At 67.3% G+C, this 16087-nt stretch carries 12 protein-coding genes and 1 pseudogene; 1 reads left to right on the top strand and 12 read right to left on the bottom strand.

Features of this window, described 5'->3' with window-relative positions:
• Nucleotides 1-1434: PAS domain-containing sensor histidine kinase (locus VDP82_RS04670; RefSeq protein ID WP_323013680.1), on the top strand; the 1434-nt coding region annotated here is incomplete at its 5' end.
• On the opposite strand, the gene VDP82_RS04665 is transcribed toward VDP82_RS04670, so the two are convergent.
• The 12 genes and pseudogenes from VDP82_RS04665 to VDP82_RS04610 form a co-directional block, all read right to left on the bottom strand.
• A complete protein-coding gene (locus VDP82_RS04665) occupies nucleotides 1431-4355 on the bottom strand; it encodes a bifunctional [glutamine synthetase] adenylyltransferase/[glutamine synthetase]-adenylyl-L-tyrosine phosphorylase (protein ID WP_323013679.1) in 2925 nt (974 codons plus the stop codon). The genes VDP82_RS04670 and VDP82_RS04665 overlap by 4 nt on opposite strands.
• A gap of 76 nt (nucleotides 4356-4431) precedes the next feature.
• Complete coding sequence (locus VDP82_RS04660; protein WP_323013678.1) at nucleotides 4432-5841, bottom strand: sensor histidine kinase; 1410 nt, start codon at nucleotides 5839-5841, stop codon at nucleotides 4432-4434.
• Between the two features lie 3 nt (nucleotides 5842-5844).
• Nucleotides 5845-6516: a response regulator transcription factor gene (locus VDP82_RS04655; protein ID WP_323013677.1), complete on the bottom strand. Its 672-nt coding sequence runs from the start codon at nucleotides 6514-6516 to the stop codon at nucleotides 5845-5847.
• A 64-nt stretch (nucleotides 6517-6580) separates the two neighbouring features.
• Nucleotides 6581-8110 carry a Do family serine endopeptidase gene (locus tag VDP82_RS04650; RefSeq protein WP_323013676.1) on the bottom strand — a complete coding sequence of 510 codons (1530 nt, stop codon included), beginning with the start codon at nucleotides 8108-8110 and terminating at the stop codon, nucleotides 6581-6583.
• A 138-nt stretch (nucleotides 8111-8248) separates the two neighbouring features.
• Nucleotides 8249-8698, bottom strand: a complete 450-nt coding sequence (locus tag VDP82_RS04645; RefSeq protein WP_323013681.1) for a cytochrome c-type biogenesis protein — start codon at nucleotides 8696-8698, stop codon at nucleotides 8249-8251.
• Nucleotides 8699-8703: 5 nt separating this feature from the next.
• Nucleotides 8704-10677, bottom strand: coding sequence for a heme lyase CcmF/NrfE family subunit (locus VDP82_RS04640; protein ID WP_323013675.1), 1974 nt, complete (start codon nucleotides 10675-10677; stop codon nucleotides 8704-8706).
• A gap of 115 nt (nucleotides 10678-10792) precedes the next feature.
• Nucleotides 10793-11317: pseudogene (gene ccmE / locus VDP82_RS04635) on the bottom strand (cytochrome c maturation protein CcmE); the annotation flags it as partial.
• The gene (gene ccmI, locus VDP82_RS04630; protein ID WP_323013673.1) at nucleotides 11314-12393 is read right to left on the bottom strand and encodes a c-type cytochrome biogenesis protein CcmI; all 1080 of its coding nucleotides are present in this window, start codon (nucleotides 12391-12393) and stop codon (nucleotides 11314-11316) included. The pseudogene ccmE and the gene ccmI, both read right to left, overlap by 4 nt.
• Before the next feature lie 251 nt (nucleotides 12394-12644).
• Nucleotides 12645-13853 carry a hypothetical protein gene (locus VDP82_RS04625; RefSeq protein WP_323013672.1) on the bottom strand — a complete coding sequence of 403 codons (1209 nt, stop codon included), beginning with the start codon at nucleotides 13851-13853 and terminating at the stop codon, nucleotides 12645-12647.
• Between the two features lie 84 nt (nucleotides 13854-13937).
• Nucleotides 13938-14411, bottom strand: a complete 474-nt coding sequence (locus VDP82_RS04620; RefSeq protein WP_323013671.1) for an RT0821/Lpp0805 family surface protein — start codon at nucleotides 14409-14411, stop codon at nucleotides 13938-13940.
• A 57-nt stretch (nucleotides 14412-14468) separates the two neighbouring features.
• Entirely contained in the window at nucleotides 14469-15857 is a 1389-nt protein-coding gene (locus tag VDP82_RS04615; RefSeq protein ID WP_323013670.1) for a HAMP domain-containing sensor histidine kinase, read from the bottom strand.
• Nucleotides 15858-15890: 33 nt separating this feature from the next.
• Nucleotides 15891-16087, bottom strand: a 197-nt coding sequence (locus tag VDP82_RS04610) for a helix-turn-helix domain-containing protein (protein WP_323013669.1), incomplete at its 5' end; no start/stop codon positions are given.

The raw sequence follows: 16087 nt of genomic DNA, 5'->3' as shown, positions 1-16087 counted from the left end.
GAGAATTTCATGCGGTCGGCGGAGACATCCGGCGCCAGCGCTATCGGATTCGGCGTGGGCAAAAGGGACATCGGCAATGGCCCAGTGAAGGACATCGCGGCCAGCGCCATCCCCCCCGTCGCCATGGCGGTCCTGCTTACCGCCTGGCTCGCGGCCGGCCTGTTCATCGCCTATGACATCCTGACCAGCATGGACGCAGCGGAATTCGGAGAAACCACGCTGTGGCCGGGCGTCGTGCAGCGCGGCGGGGTGGCGCTCATGCTGGCGACGCTGCTCGGGCTGGCGGCGGCATTGCGCCAGAATGGCGACATGCCCGACCGCACCCAGCGGCACAACTACCAGACGCTGGCCGCTGCCATTCCGATGGGCGTGGCCTGCTGGACGCGCACGGGGCAACTCATCGTTTGCAACGAGCATTATCGCAGCGGGCTGGGCATGGGCAAAACCAGCCTCACCTATCAGCAGGCGGTCAAGCGCATCACCATGGGCGGCTATATCAAGCTGGTGAGCGAGGATGCCGGCAGCCGCATGATGGAACTGCATCGCGACGACGGCACCTGCCTGCTGATCGACGAGCGCCCGCTGGGCGAGGGCGGCTTCATGACGCTGGTCAGCGACATCACCGAAGCAAAAAAGACCGACACCCTGCTCCACACCATCCGCCAGGAGCAGCGCCTGCTCGCCCGCCGCTATCACGAGGAAAAGCTCAAGGCGGAGGCGGCAAGCCGCTCCAAGACCAATTTCCTCGCCCATCTCAGCCACGACATCCGCACGCCCCTCAACCACATCATCGGCTTTGCCGAGCTGATGCGGCACGAAACCTTCGGGCCGCTGGGCGATGCGCGCTATGGCGACTATATCCGCTCTATCCAGACCTCCGGCGAGCACCTGCTGGCCAGCTTCGCCACCATTCTCGAACTGGCCGAACTCGAAAGCGGGCAGAAGGCGCTGCGCAGCGAAAAGGTGGCGGTGGACGAGCTTCTCGATACCATGGTGCAACGCTTCCGCGCCCAGGCAGTGCGGGCGGGCGTGCTGTTCGTTCTGGGCGAGGGCAGCGGCGCGGTGGTGCATGGCGACAAGCTGGGCCTGTCGCGCATGATCGGCAATCTGGTGGAAAACTCCCTGCGCTTCACGCCCTCGGGCGGGCGGGTGACGCTGGCGGCCTTCGCTGCCCATGACGGGGTGGTGATCGAGGTGACCGATACCGGCATCGGCATGAGCGAGGAGCGGCTGGAAAAGCTCTCGCAGCCCTTCGCGCTGGGCGACGCCGCCTTTACCCGCGAAGGCGTGGGCTCGGGCCTGGGCATCGCCATCGCCCGCGCCATCGCCGAGCAGAGCGGGGGCCAGCTGGCCATCGATTCCAGCCCGGCCCTGGGCACGACAGTGGCCATCTCGCTGCCATTGGCCGAAATGCCGGCCTTGCAGGCGGCCTAAAGCCCCCTCGCCTTTTCATACCATTGCGCGGCGGCAGCGCTGACTTCGGCGCGCATGTCGACAAGGTCGAGCTCGAGCCGGGCGAAGTCGGGATAGTGGGTCAGCCCGGCGAGAAGCTCGCGGAAGGAACCGGACCAGGCTTCGTCCCGGAAGGGATTGACCAGCGCCGAACTCACTACCTGCAAGACGGTGGAATAGGTGTCGTGGATTTCGGCCAGCCGCGCGCCCTGCGGCACAAGGCCGGCCTCGCCCAGCCGGGCGAGCACACGGGCGGTGGGCGCCTGGGGCGCGGCAACGGCGCCGCCGGCGACCAATTGCGCCGACTGGGCGATGAATTCCAGATCGACCAGCCCGCCCTCGGCCAGCTTGAGATCGAAGGGGTGGCGCGGTGGCCGCTCGCGGGCCATCAATGCGCGCATTTCGGTCACGTCGGCGATGGTCTTGGCGGCGTCGCGCGGGCGGGCCATGACCTCGGCCAGGGCCGCATCGATTTCCGTCGCCAGGCCCGCATCGGCGGCGATGACGCGGGCGCGGCTCAAGGCCAGATGCTCCCAGGTCCAGGCATTGTCGCGATGATAGGCACGAAAGCCGGCAAGGCTGGTGGCGAGCGGGCCGGCATTGCCCGAGGGGCGCAGGCGCATATCAGCCTCGTAGAGCACGCCTTCGGCGGTGGGTGAGCTGACCGCCGCCACCAGCCGCTGGGTAAGGCGGGTGTAGTAATGATTGGTGCTGAGGGCGCGCTCGCCGTCGGATTCGGTTTCGGGCGCCTCATAGAGCAGGATGAAATCAAGATCGGAGGTGGCCGTCATTTCGCGGCTGGCCATCTTGCCGAAGGCCAGCAAAGCCACCCGGCCTCCGGCAATGCGGCCATGGCGGCGCTCGAACTCGCTGCGCACGCTGCCGAACAGCCGGTTGACCAGGGTTTCGGCCAGGGCCGTGAACTGCTCCCCTGCCCCGACGGCGCTGACGGTGCCCGAGAGCAGGCCCGCCGCGATGAGGAATTTCTGCTCCTGCCCGATGATGCGGGCGCGATCGATGATCTCCTCATAGGAGCGCGCCTCGGCCAGGAACGCGTCGACCTTGGCCACCAGCACATCGCGATGGGTGACTTCATTGGCGAAGGCCGGATCGATCAGCCCGTCCATGACATGGGCGCGGTGGATGACCGCCTCGGCCATGCGCGGCGCGGAGGCCATGAGCTGGACGAGCAGCGTGCGCAGATTGGCATGGGCGCGCAGAAGGGCGAAAAGCTGCACGCCGGAGGGCAGGCGCGAGAGGAAATCGTCGAAGCGCGCCAGCGCCTCGTCGGCATTGCCGGCCCCGCCCAGCGTTGCCAGCAGCGCCGGCAAAAGCTCGGTCAGATGGGCGCGGGCGGCAGCGGCGCGGGTGGAGGGATAGCTGCCATAGTGCCATTTGCGCACGGTCTGGATGGCCTTGGGCGCATCGACAAAGCCCATGGCCGACAGGGTTTCCAGCGTGCCCGGATCGTCGTCATTGCCGGTGAAGACGAGGTTGCCCTCCCCGCTGCCCAGCGTTTCTCCCTCGGTGAAGAGTTCGGCATAATAGCCCGCCACCCGCTCCAGCGCGGCGCGGTAGCGGGCCTCGAAGGCGGCAAGGTCCGCCTCGCCCATGAGCCGGCCGATGACGGCAACCTCTTCGGCGGAGGGCGGCATGGTGTGGGTCTGCTCGTCGCGCAGCATTTGCAGGCGGTTTTCCACCGCGCGCAGGAACCAGTAGGTCTCGGTCAGCTCGTGCGCGGCCCTGGGCGTGATCCAGTTGGCCCCGGCCAGCGCGGCCAGCGCCTCGGCGGTGGGGCGCACGCGCAGGGCTTTGTCGCGGCCGCCAGCGATCAATTGCTGGGTCTGGGTGAAAAACTCGATCTCGCGGATGCCGCCGCGCCCTAGCTTGACGTTGTGGCCCTCGACGCGGATATCCCCGACATTGCGGGCGACGTTGATCTGGCGCTTCATCGCCTGGATATCTGCGATGGTGGCGAAATCGAGATGCTTGCGCCAGACATAGGGCGCCAGCTCGCGCAGGAAGGCCTCGCCCACCGCCCGGTCGCCGGCGCAGGGACGCGCCTTGATCCAGGCGGCGCGCTCCCAGTTCTGGCCCCGGCTTTCATAATAGGCCAGCGCCGCCCCGAAGGAGAGGGCCACCGGCGTCGCCCCCGGATCGGGGCGCAGGCGTAGATCGGTGCGGAACACATAGCCATGGGCCTGCTGGTCCTGCATCAGCCCGACCAGCTTCTGCACCATGCGCGAATAGATGCGCGTCGCCTCGCCCGGATCGGCGAGCACGCGCTTTTCGGCATCGAAAAATGCAACGATGTCGATATCGGAGGAATAGTTGAGCTCCTGCCCGCCATGCTTGCCCAGCGCGAAGATGGCCAGGCCCGAATTGGCGGCGGTGGCCTGCTCGGATGGAATGGCCAGCAGCCCTTTTTCGGCGGCGCGGCGCATCAGCAGGTTGAGCGCGGCGTCGAGCGCCACGTCGGCAAGCTCGGAAAGCGCGGCGGTGGCGCGCGCCGTGCTCCAGGCGCCGCCGGCGTCGGCAATGGCGGCCCGCAGGGCCACACGCCCCGTGGCGATGCGCAATGCCGGCGCCAGCGCCTCTTCGCCATCGGCCGTCTCGCCGGCGCTGACCACCCCGGACAGGGTTTGTGCCAGCACCGCATCGAAATCGGCATCCAGCGCCCCGGCCAGCCAGGCGACATTGGCCTGGGCGAGGCCCAGCAGGTAGGGAGCCGATTCCAGCAATGGCCCCAAAGCCGGCGCGGCCCGGGCGATAGCCTCCCCCTCCCCCGGCGGCAGGCCCGCGCGCCAGGCATCGAATTGAGGGGTGGCGAGGGGCGGCAGGGCAGCTAGGGATGAGACCATAAGCGAGGGATAAACCGGCACCAGCGGCTGGGCAAGGCACAACACCTCGCCTCACCCGCGGAGTCATTCCGGCGCAGGCCGGAATGACTCCGTGGAAGGGAAGCAATATCGAGCCAACCTAGGCCCCGGGCAGATCGATCACCGCCCGAACGCCCGGCCCGTTATCCTCGATGCGGAACGCCCCGCCATGCAAGCGGGCCACGGCGTTGACCAGCGACAGGCCCAGCCCCGAGCCGGGCTCGGAGCGGCTTTTTTCCAGCCTCACGAAACGCTCCAGCACGCGGGCGCGGTCGGGCTCGGCAATGCCGGGGCCGTTATCGGCCACCACGATGAGCACGCGCCCGTTTTCGCGGCGCAGGCTGACGCTTATATGCCCTTCACCCTCACCCTCGGGCCGGGCGTATTTCACCGCGTTTTCGAGCAGGTTGACCATGGCCTGGCCGATCAGCTCGCGGTTGGCGCGCAGATGCACGCCCTCCTCGATGCCGGTTTGCACGACGATCCCGGCATCCTCGGCCACCGGTCCGTAAAGCTCGGCGACATCGGCCACCACGGCGCTGACATCGATGTCCACCAGCGCGCCGGAGGGGGAGCCGGCCTCGGCGCGGGCGATCATCAGCAGGGCGTTGAAGGTGCGGATCAGCCGGTCGCTCTCGGCAATGGTGGTTTCCAGCGCCTGCTGGCGAATCTCGTCGGTAGCGCCGTCGCGCAGGGCGGATTCGGCCTGGCTGCGCAGGCGGGTCAGCGGGGTCTTGAGGTCATGGGCGACATTGTCGGTCACCTCCTTGAGGCCTTGCAGCAATTGCTCGATGCGGTCGAGCATGGCGTTGAGATTGGTGGCCAGGCCATCGAACTCGTCATTGCGCCGCGTCACCGGCACCCGCTCGGAGAGGTTGCCCGACATGATCTTGGTGGAGGTGTCGCGGATGGTGTCGATGCGGTGGAGCACGCGGCGGGCGGTGATGCCGCCGGCAATGAGCGAAAACAGGATGATCCCCAGCACGCCCAAGAGGAAGCTCTGCACGATGATGGCGGAAAAGCCGCGCCGCTCGACCACGTCGCGCCCCACCACCAGCCGCATGCCGTTGCTCAGCTCCACCGAGCGCACCACGGCAAAACCGCTGCGCGCGCCGTCCGGCGCAGCGTCGGAGGCTCCCCAGAAGGGATTGGCCCTCTCATAGTCGAAACTATAGATGCCCGGCTCGATCAGCACATTGGCGGGCACGTCGGTGACGTTGCCGAGCAGGAACTGGCCCGAGGCATCGCCCAGATAATAGACGCCCGGCCCCGGCGCGCGGGCAATGCGGTCAAGCGCGAAGGCCAGGGCGCGCACGCCCTGTTCGGCGTCGATGCGCTGGAACATGCGCACTTCGCGGTCGATATCGACCGCCTGCTGGCGCTGGATCTGCACGCTGGACTGCCAGGTGATGAAGGCCAGCAGCAGGATGGCGAAGAGCGAGAAGATGAGGATGAAAGTGGCGGTCAGCCGGACGGTGGAGGTGCGCCAGAGCTGGACGAAGCGAGACACGGCCTACTCGCGGATCATATAGCCGGCGCCGCGCACGGTATGCAGCAGGGGCGAGGCGTGGCCCTTGTCGATCTTGGAGCGCAGGCGCGACATATGCACGTCGATGACGTTGGTCTGGGGGTCGAAATGATAGTCCCAGACATTTTCCAGCAGCATGGTGCGCGTCACCACCTTGCCGGCATTCTTCATCAGATATTCGAGCAGGCGGAATTCGCGCGGCTGGAGCAGGATGGCCTCGCCGCCGCGCTCCACCTTGCGCGAGAGCCGGTCGAGCGAAAGATCGGCCACGGCATAGCTGGTGGCGGCTTCCGAGGGGCTCGAACGGCGCGCCAGCACTTCCACGCGCGCCAGAAGCTCGGTGAAGGCATAGGGCTTGGTGAGATAGTCGTCGCCGCCGGCGCGCAGGCCGGTCACGCGGCCGTCAACCTCTCCCAGAGCGGAGAGAATGAGCGCCGGGGTCTTGTCGCCCTCGGCCCGCAGCGATTCGATGATGGAAAGGCCATCGCGGCGCGGCAGCAGGCGAGCGACGATGAGCCCATCGTAGTCCAGGCCCGAGGCCATGGCATAGCCGGTTTCGCCGTCGGCGGCGTGGTGGGTGATGTGGCCGGCTTCATCCAGGGCCTGGATGAGATAGCTGGCCGCTTCGCGGTCATCCTCGATCAGCAGGATTTTCAACCGTCCACTCCATAAGGCAATTGGGGAGCGGCCCCGGAGACGAAGCCCGGAGCCGCCAGATGGATTATTCGCTCAGCGGCAGGCCGATATAGCGCGCATTGCCATCGCGGCTGGCCTTGACCAGGGCGGTGTTGCGGCCCTGGGCCTTGACGCCGTCAATCGCCTTTTCAAACTCGTCGAGCGAGCTGACCGGGGTGTTGTTGACCTCCAGGATGGTGTCGCCCACGGCCAGGCCCTTGGAGGCCGCGGCCGAATCGGGGTCGACATTCTGCACCAGCAGGCCGCCCGAGCCATCGGCATTGGGCACCAGGCTCAGCCCGACACTGGATTCGGTGGGCAGCTCGGCCGGGGGCACCGGCGCCTGCTGCTCATCGGCCTGGGTGGCGGCGGCCTCGTTGAGCGTGCCGAGCTTGACCGACAGCTTGGTTTCGGCCCCGTTGCGCCAGATGGTCAGTTCCACCGTGGTGCTGGGCGACTTGCCGGCAATGGTGCGGCTGAGGTCGAGCGCGTCATCGATGGGATCGCCATCGACGGCGGTGATGATATCGCCCGACTTGACGCCCGCCGGGCCGGCAGGGCCGTCCTCGGCGATATTGCTGACGATGGCGCCCTTGGCATTGGCCAGGCCCGCCCCGTCGGCGATGTCGCGGTTGACGTCCTGGATACCGACGCCGAGATAGCCACGGGTCACGGTGCCGCTGTCGATCAGTTGCTGCACGATGCCCTTGACGGTGGCGGCGGGGATGGCGAAGGCGATGCCGACATTACCGCCATTGGGCGAATAGATGGCGGTATTGACACCCACCACCTCACCCTTGGTGTTGAAGGCCGGGCCACCGGAATTGCCGGTGTTCACCGCCGCGTCGATCTGGAGGAAATCGCCGTAATTGGAACCGCCGATATTGCGGCCCGAGCCGGAGATGACGCCCACGGTGACGGTGCCGCCGAGCCCGAAGGGGTTGCCCACCGCGACCACCCAGTCGCCGACGCGGCTCTGGTCGGTCTCGAAATTGACGAAGGGCAGGTCGGTGCCTTCGATCTTGAGAACGGCCAGGTCGGTGCGCTCGTCGGTGCCCACGATCTTGGCCACCTGCTCGGTGCCGTCGTCGAAGACCACGGTGACCTTGGTGGCGTCGGTGACCACGTGGTTATTGGTCACCACATAGCCGTCGGCCGAAACGATGAAGCCCGAGCCGGCCGCCATGAACTGGCGCGGCCGCTGCTGGCGCTGGGGCGCCTGCTGGCCGAAATCGCCGCCAAACTGGTCGAAGAAATCCTTGAAGGGGTGGCCTTCGGGCAGGTCGGGGAAATTGAACTCGAAATTGCCGCCGCCGCGCCGCACGGTGCGGGGGCTTTCCTCGGCCTCCACCAGGATGGACACCACGGCGGGCTTGACCGCCTCCACCAGATCGGCAAAGCCGGCCTGGGGCTGGGCGGTCTGGGGCACGGTGATCTGGGCGACGTTCTGCACCTGGGCATTGGCCACCTGGCCAGTCATCACAAAGGCGGTGCCGACACCGCCGATACCGACCAGCAGGGCGAGGGCAGACGCCCCGAGCCAGCGGCTGGTACGCTTGAGAATGGACGAGCGCATCTGAATTCTTCTCCTTCGCAAGCCCTCACAGCTATGGGGCACAGATATGGACCCTGCCATCTTTCTGCGAGGTTGCGCCAACATTAAACCTTGGCAATGTTGCCGGCAGCAATGGGGCAGCGCCCCGCCGGCATCGGGCTAACGCGGCAAGGAGCGATCCAGTTCGTCCAGCGCCGCCTGTTCCTCGGCGCTGAGCTCGCCCGCCGGTGGCCGACGGCGGCGCGCGGCGAAGGCCAGCCCCCCCAATCCCGCCAGCAACAGGACCGGCGCGGCAATCCAGAGCAACACCGTATGTTCGTTGAGGCGCGGATTGAGCAGCACATATTCGCCATAGCGGTCGACCAGGAACTGGCGCACCGCCTCGTCGCTGTCGCCGGCCAGCAGCCGCTCGCGCACCAGGATGCGCAATTCCCGCGCCAGGTCGGCGTCGCTGTCGTCGATCGACTGATTCTGGCAGACAAGGCACCGCAGGCCGGCCGAAATCTCGCGGGCGCGCTGCTCCAGCGCGACATCGGGCAGGATTTCGTCGGGATTGACGGCCAGGGCCGGGGTGACGACGAGGCACAGGGCCAGCATCAGCGCGCGCAGCCAGGTCATGGCGCCGCCCTCGCGGCCACACGCGCCGCCTGCCTGGGCGCGCCGACGCGCAGGCGCCGGTCGGTGAGCGAGAGGAAGCCGGCAAAGGCCATGACCAGCGCGCCCAGCCAGATCAGCGTCACATAGGGCTTGTGCCAGATGCGGATGACATGGGTGTCCTCCAGCGGCTCGCCCAGTTGCAGATAGAGCTGGGAGAAGCCGTAGGTCTCGATGGCCGCTTCGGTGGTCGGCATGCCGCTGGCCACATAGGTGCGGCGGTCGGCAAGGGTCTGGCGCGTCGAGCCGTCGGGCGCGGTGATGGTGAAGCGCCCCTCGTCGGACATGTAATTGGGCCCGGGCACCTGCCCGAAGCTATCGAAGCTGACGACATAACCGGAGAGTTCGGCGGTTTCGCCGGGGTTGAGCGTGGTCACCAGCTCGGTTTCCCAGGCGCTGGTGGCCACGATCCCCAGCACGGTCAGCCCCAGCCCAAGATGGGCGATGGCGGTGGACCAGGCCGAGCGCGGCAGGCCGACCAGCCGGCGCAGGCTGTCGGCCAGCGGAATGCGGCCGACCTTGCCGCGCTCGATCAGCTCGGCAATGGCGCCGAACGCCACCCAGAAGCCCAGCAGCAGCCCCAGCGGCGCCAGCGAAATGGAGACCCCGCCCAGCGCGGAAATGAGAATGGCGAGGAACACCGCCAGCGCGCCCGCCCCCATCAGCCTTTGCGCCGCCGCCAGCACGTCGGCGCGCTTCCAGGCCAGAAGCGGCCCGAAGGGCAGGACGATCAGCAGCGGCGCCATCAGCGCCCCGAAGGTGAGATTGAAGAACGGTGCGCCCACCGAAATGGTGGTGCCGGCCAGCGCATCGAGCAGCAGCGGATAGAGCGTGCCGACCAGGATGGCGCCCACGGCGGTGGCGAGGAAGAGATTGTTGAGGATCAGCGCGCCTTCGCGGCTCACCGGGGCGAAAAGCCCGCCCTGGCGCAGCGCCGGCGCGCGCAGGGCGAAAAGGAAGAAGGCGCCGCCGATCACCACCGCCAGCAGCGACAGGATCACCAGGCCGCGCGTGGGATCGCTGGCAAAGGTATGCACCGAGGTGAGGATGCCCGAGCGCACCAGGAACGTGCCCAGCAGGGACAGCGAGAAGGTGATGATGGACAAAAAGACCGTCCAGATCTTGAGCGCGTTGCGCTTTTCCATCACCAGCGCCGAATGCAGCAGCGCCGTGCCGGCCAGCCAGGGCATGAAGCTGGCATTTTCCACCGGGTCCCAGAACCACCAGCCGCCCCAGCCCAGCTCGTAATAGGCCCAGTACGAGCCCATGGCGATGCCCAGGGTGAGAAAGGTCCAGCTCAGCAGCGCCCAGGGCCGCACCCAGCGCGCCCAGGCCTGGTCGATGCGCCCCGAAATCAGCGCCGCGATGGCGAAGGAAAAGCAGATCGAAAAGCCGACATAGCCGGCATAGAGCAGCGGCGGATGCAGGGCCAAGCCGATATCCTGGAGCACCGGATTGAGGTCGTTGCCTTCCAGCGGCGCGGGGAAGACGCGCGCGAAGGGATTGGAGGTAAAGAGCGTAAAGCCGGTGAAGGCGGCGGTGAGCAGGCTTTGCGTGGCCAGCACCAGCGCCAGGAGGTCACCCGGCAGGCGGCGCCCGAAGGCGCCCACCATGGCCCCGAATGCGACGAGGATGAAAATCCACAAAAGCATCGAGCCTTCATGATTCCCCCATACGCCGGAGATCTTGAAGATCAGCGGCTTGAGCGAATGGGAATTGTTGACGGCCAGCAGCAGGCTGAAATCGGAGGTGACGAAAGCCTGGATAAGCGCGGCAAAGGCCACCGCCACCAGCACGAATTGCAGGATGGCGCCCTGGCTCAGCACCAGCGCCACGCGCTGGCCGGTCCGCCAGAAGCCATAGCCGCCCAACGCCGAGACGGAAGCGATGGCGAAGGCGAGGATAAGCGCGAAATGCCCGAGTTCAATGCTCACGCGTCACCCCTTCTTCCCTCACCTCTCCCCCAAAGGGAGAGGTCGACCCTCTTGGGGCAGGTGAGGGGGCCTTCCCCACACACCGCATCCGGCAAAGGCCCCCGCACCCGGCGCTGCGCGCCGACCTCTCCCCCAAAGGGAGAGGTGAAGGCCGGCCAGCGGAGAGCGCCCCTCCTTGCGTCCCCTCCGGCCGCCATTCGCCCTGGGCCTTGAGCGCCTCGACCACTTCCTTGGGAATATAGTTCTCATCATGCTTGGCCAGCACATTGGTGGCCTTGAACACGCCCTCCGGGGAGAGGCTCCCCTCGACCACCACCCCCTGCCCTTCGCGGAACAGGTCGGGCAGGATGCCGGTATATTCGGTGGCGATGTCTTCCCCGCCATCGGTGACGGCGAATCGGTTGAGCTGGCCTTCGCGCTCCCAGTTCACCACCAGCCCACCAATGCGCACGGCATGGCCGGGGGCGATCTCGCGGGCGATCAGCTCGGTGGGCGAATAGAAGAACACGATCTGGTCGCGCAGCGCCACCAGCACCAGCGCGGTGGCCAGCGCCAGCACGGCGGCGAGCCCGGCGATGAGGGCGAGGCGCTTCTGCTTGCGCGACCAGCCCTTCTTGCGGATGACGGTTTGCGTGGTCATGGCTGGACTCCAGTCAGTTTGAGGCCGTTGGCAAGGGCCAGCGTGTCAAGTTCCCCCCGGTCGAAGGCGCGCGGATAAGCCAGCACCGCTGCGTCGAACGCGCCCTGCGCCTTGTCCTTGTCGCCGAGCACGAGATAGGCGCGCACCAATTGCGTCCATTCCTCGATGCTCCCGCCCGAGGCGGCGAGGCGCTCGGCCAAACCCGTGACCATGGCCTCGATCATGGCGGTCTGCTCGTCGGCATCGTCGGGGGCGGTGCCGCCGTTTTCGGCCGCCGCCAGACCCTGCCTTGCCGCCTCAACCCAGGGCTCGCCGCCCTTGGAAAGCGCCAGCGCATCCTGCCAGGCGGCGATGGCGGCGGGGAAATCGCCCTGCCGGGTCAGCTCGGAGGCCAGATAGAGCCTGGACAGCACATGGCCGGGCTCGGCCGCCGCGGCGGTGCGCAATTCCGCCATGGCCTCGGGCGAGCCGGCCTCCCCCGAAGCCAGGATCAGCGCCTCGGCCCGGCGGGTGCGCAGGTCGGCGGTGGGCGCATCCAGGGCCATGATGCGGGCATAGGCATTGGCGGCGTCGGCATAGCGCCCCATTTCCAGATAGGCTGGAGCGATGACGGTCCAGGCGCGCAAATCGTCGGGATGGGTTTCGAGCTGGGCTTCGATGCGGGCGATGGCGTCATCGAGATCGATGGTCTGGACCGCCGCCTCGCGCCCCGCCAGCGGCTGGGCCGGCAGGTCGGGGCGGCCGAGAAAAACGTAAAGACCCAGCGACAGGGCGGCAATGGCGGCAAGACCGACAAGCAGCGGCGCCCGTCCGAACCCGCCCTTGGGCGCGGCACGGCCGGCTTCCGCCTTATGACGCAGGATTTCGCGCGCCAGTTCGCCCCTGGCGGCCAGGGCCTCGGGCTCGCCGAGCTTGCCCGCCGCCAGATCGGCGTCGATTCCGGCCAGGATCAGGCGGAAATCGGCCTCGTCGACGCCGGTTTCGGCCGGCATGCCGGCCAGGCGCGGCCCTGCGGCATGATATAGCGCGGCGCAGGCAATGGCGGTAACGGCAATGACGATGAACCAGAAAATCATGGGCCCTGAACGCTTCGAACCGGCATGCGGCATGACACGTCCTTCTATAAGCCCAATGGGGCGAAAAACCACCGAAAGACGCAGTTTGGGGGCGGACGCATTGCCACAGGGCGGGCGCGGCCTAAAGCGCGTCGCGATCTTTCAGATTCGCTCCATGCGCCTTAGCCTTTTATTTTAGCGCATGTCTTTATCCCGAAACCGGTTCCCACTTTCGGGAGACATGCTGTAAACGCCCCGTGCCTTTAAAACCCCTAGCCCCGCCGCTCCGCCGTGGCGCGGGCGCGGCGCAGGGTTTCGGCATAGTCGGGGTTGAAGCGCACCTCGGCCATCTTGATGCCGGCATCGAGCCGGGCGCCGATGGCCACGTCGTCGGGATGGGTGCGGATGAGGTCGAGATTGCGCTGCAAATGCTGCTCCAGCGCCTGCCCGCTCTGGCTCCAGGCCTGCTCGAACAGCGTGTTGAGCGCCAGGGAATCGCGGCAGTCGCGCACCGTGGCCATCAGATAGACCCCATTGATGGCCGCAAGGATCTGGTCGCTGTCCAGCCGGTCATGGCCTTCGCGGCCGCGCCGCATGGCCAGGTTGATGTCCGAAACCACGTCGCGCAGGCGCGGCTCGATGCGGTCGGAAACCTGCTTGGTGATGGCCGAGAGCGCCGTCGACCAGCGGCTGCCGCGGGCGAATTCGATATAGCCGGTGAGCGAGCGCACGAGGCGGTGGAAGCGTTCCAGGCTGCGGCACACCAGGTCGATATCGGCGAAGGCGCCCATGGGCTGGAGCACATGGATCTGGTTTTGCGCATGGGCGAGAATGGCGTCGACCACCGGGGTGAAGCCCTGCCGCATCACGGCCGCCTCCGTGGCCCCGCCCGAGCGCTTGATGATGCCGCTCACCAGCCTTGTGGGGCTGGCCACCTGGCCGATGGATGCATGAAAGAGCAGCGCCGCCAGTTGCGGGTCCTGGAGCGGCATGGATTGCAACGCCACGCCCAGCGCGTTGTCGTCGGTGATGGTGTTGATGGCGTTGCCGAAGGCCTTGGCCTTGGCGAGCAGCGCCCGGCTGCGCAGCGCCAGCATCAGGGTGGGCAGGGCGTCGCGCGCCTCGGTGCTGCCCAGCGCCGCGCGCAAACGCCGGTCCTTTTCGGGATCGCCCGCCACCAGGTCCAGCCCCGCCTTCATGCGCGTCAGGACCTCGCGGCTGACGATATCGAGGTCACGCGCGCCAAAGCGCCCTTCGGCCACGGCATCGGCCGCGATGAGATCGGGGCAGAGATCGCGGCAAACCCAGATCCAGCCGGCCTGCGCATGGGTGCGCGAGATCGAGCCGGGGAAGGGGTAGAGCACCGGCTCCTCGACAAGCACCGCATCGATGACCCCGGCAAAAGGCGACGCGGGATTGCGCGCGCTCCGGCGGGGCGCGGCTTGTGGCGTCGGGTCAGTCTGGTTGGCGGCTTGGGACATGGGGCAGCAAAATCAGGAATACGAATGCTGCCCCGAGCCTAGCGGGCGTTGGTAAACAATCCTTATGCGCGCGGGCGCAAATCCTCAGGCCGCGCCCTGCACCACGGTCCAGTTGCCGTTCTGCTCGCGGCAGGCGGTGCCTTTTTTCACGTAATCCTGCCCATTGGCCTTCACCGTATGGGTGAAATCGCGGCAATCGAGATTGTTGACGCGGACATAGGGGCCCACGGCCACCGAGCCGGTGGTGCCCTTGTCGCCGGCCCAGTTGCGCGGGGCGCCGGGGCGGCCGAATTGCAGCGCATAGAACTGGGCGCTGTTGGCCTCGGCCGAATCCTTGGCCGTCATCAGCGCCAGCGCCGCCGGATCGACGAAGCCATTGGAGACGCTGGTGGTCAGCAGCGCCTGCTGGGTGGTCTGGGCCGGGGTTGGCACCAGCGGGCGGGAAATGGCGGGCGCGCTCGCCACGGGCGCCTGCACGATCTGGTTCGAGCCGGTGCTGGAACAGGCGGCAAGGGTGATGGCAAGCAGCGGGGTGGCGATGAGGGCGATGCGGTTCATGGATGCAGTCTCGTCATTATTGCGGGGCTCTTGTTGGGATAATGCGGCAAAAGTGCGTCAGGATGCATTGGACCTCGCTATTGGGCCGCTGCGGGCGGTGGGCAGGCGCAATTCGGCCTGCAAACCGCCCAGCGCGGAGCGCTTCAGCGCCAGGCTGCCACCATACACGTCCACCAGTTCCTTGACGATATCCAGGCCCAGGCCGGTGCCGGGCGTTTTCTCATCCAGCCGCACGCCGCGGCGCAGCGCCTTTTCGGCGTCGCCTTCGCTCAGGCCTGGCCCGTCATCCTCGATGGTGACCAGCAGCATGCTGCCCGGGCCGGTCCCGGTGCGCTCGGCCGAAAGGCCGACCCGAACCCGGCTCGCGGACCATTTGCAGGCATTGTCGAGCAGGTTGCCGGCCATTTCCTCCAGATCCGCCTCGTCGCCGCGAAACCAGGGCAGGCCGACGGCGGGCGGGGGAAAGGCGATGGCGGTGTCGCGGTGAATCTTGCCCATCACCCGGGTCAGCCGCTCCAGGATCATGCCGGCATCGGCGCGCTTGCCCACCACCGAGGTGCGCGCCGCCAGCCGGGCGCGTTCGAGATAGGTGGAGACCAGCGTGCTCATCTTGTCGCTGTCGGCCAGCACGACCTCGGCGAGCCCTCCCTTGGTCGTCGCCGCCTCGTTGCGCAGCACGGCGATGGGGGTCTTGAGCCCATGGGCGAGATTGCCCACCTGGTTGCGGGCGCGCTCGATGATCTGGGCGTTGGAGCGCAAAAGCTCGTTGACCTCCTCGGCCAAGGGCGCGATCTCGCGCGGATAGGTGCCGGAAACGGAAACGCTTTCGCCCTCGCGCACGCTTTCTATGGCGGCGCTGAGCTGGCCCACCGGGCGCATCGCCAGCCGCGCCAGCATGGCGCTCATGATGGCCATGATCGCCCCCACCACGCCGAGCACGATGAAGGCCTGGCCACGGAAATCCTCGACCAGTTCAAGGATTTCGCTGAGATTGCCGGTGACAATGATCTGGTAATTCATCGGCGCGACGCTGACGCTGCGCTCCACGGCGCGCAGGCGGGTGCCGAAGGCATCGCCGAGAATGGCCGTGCGCCGGCCCTGCGCATCCGCAGCGATATCGAGCGCCGGCAGGTCGATCCCCACCACCGAGGTGGACAGATTATAGAGCGTGCCATTGGCGTCGCGGATCATCCAGTACCAGCCCGAGCGCGGGCGGTCGAAGCGCGGATCGGTCAGCGCGATATCGGGATCGGTGGGGTCGCCCGTCGCCAGCAGGTCGCCGGCCAGGCTCTCGACGTGGAAATCCAGCGTCTGGGCCAGCGAGGTATCCAGCGCGCGCGAATAAAGGTCGGTCAGCAGGAAGCCGGTCGCCACCAGCGCCAGCACCAGCCAGCCGGCCGACAGCCAGAACAGGCGCGCCGCGATCGACCCCTTGCGCGTCAGCATGCCGCCTCACTCCCCTGGCGAGCCGGCCAAAATTCAGTCCTCGGCAATCTGATAGCCCAGTCCGCGCACCGTCTGGATGCAATCATCGGGCAGCTTCTTGCGCAGGCGCCCGACAAACACCTCGATGGTGTTGCTGTCGCGGTCGAAATCCTGGTCGTAGAGATGCTCGGTCAGTTCGGTGCGCGAGATCACCTTGCCCTTGTGGTGCATGAGATAGCTCAGCAGCCGCA

The sequence above is a fragment of the Devosia sp. genome (assembly GCF_034675085.1).
Taxonomy (GTDB): Bacteria; Pseudomonadota; Alphaproteobacteria; order Rhizobiales; family Devosiaceae; genus Devosia.
Note: the sequence above shows the minus strand (reverse complement) of the source record. Positions and strands in the feature narration are given on the sequence as shown.

Excerpts from the sequence above, each read along its gene's own strand:
- VDP82_RS04650 (WP_323013676.1), bottom strand. The coding sequence starts at position 8,110 with ATGCGCTCGTCCATTCTCAAGCGTACCAGCCGCTGGCTCGGGGCGTCT.
- ccmI (WP_323013673.1), bottom strand. The coding sequence starts at position 12,393 with ATGATTTTCTGGTTCATCGTCATTGCCGTTACCGCCATTGCCTGCGCC.
- VDP82_RS04625 (WP_323013672.1), bottom strand. The coding sequence starts at position 13,853 with ATGTCCCAAGCCGCCAACCAGACTGACCCGACGCCACAAGCCGCGCCC.
- VDP82_RS04620 (WP_323013671.1), bottom strand. The coding sequence starts at position 14,411 with ATGAACCGCATCGCCCTCATCGCCACCCCGCTGCTTGCCATCACCCTT.
- VDP82_RS04615 (WP_323013670.1), bottom strand. The coding sequence starts at position 15,857 with ATGCTGACGCGCAAGGGGTCGATCGCGGCGCGCCTGTTCTGGCTGTCG.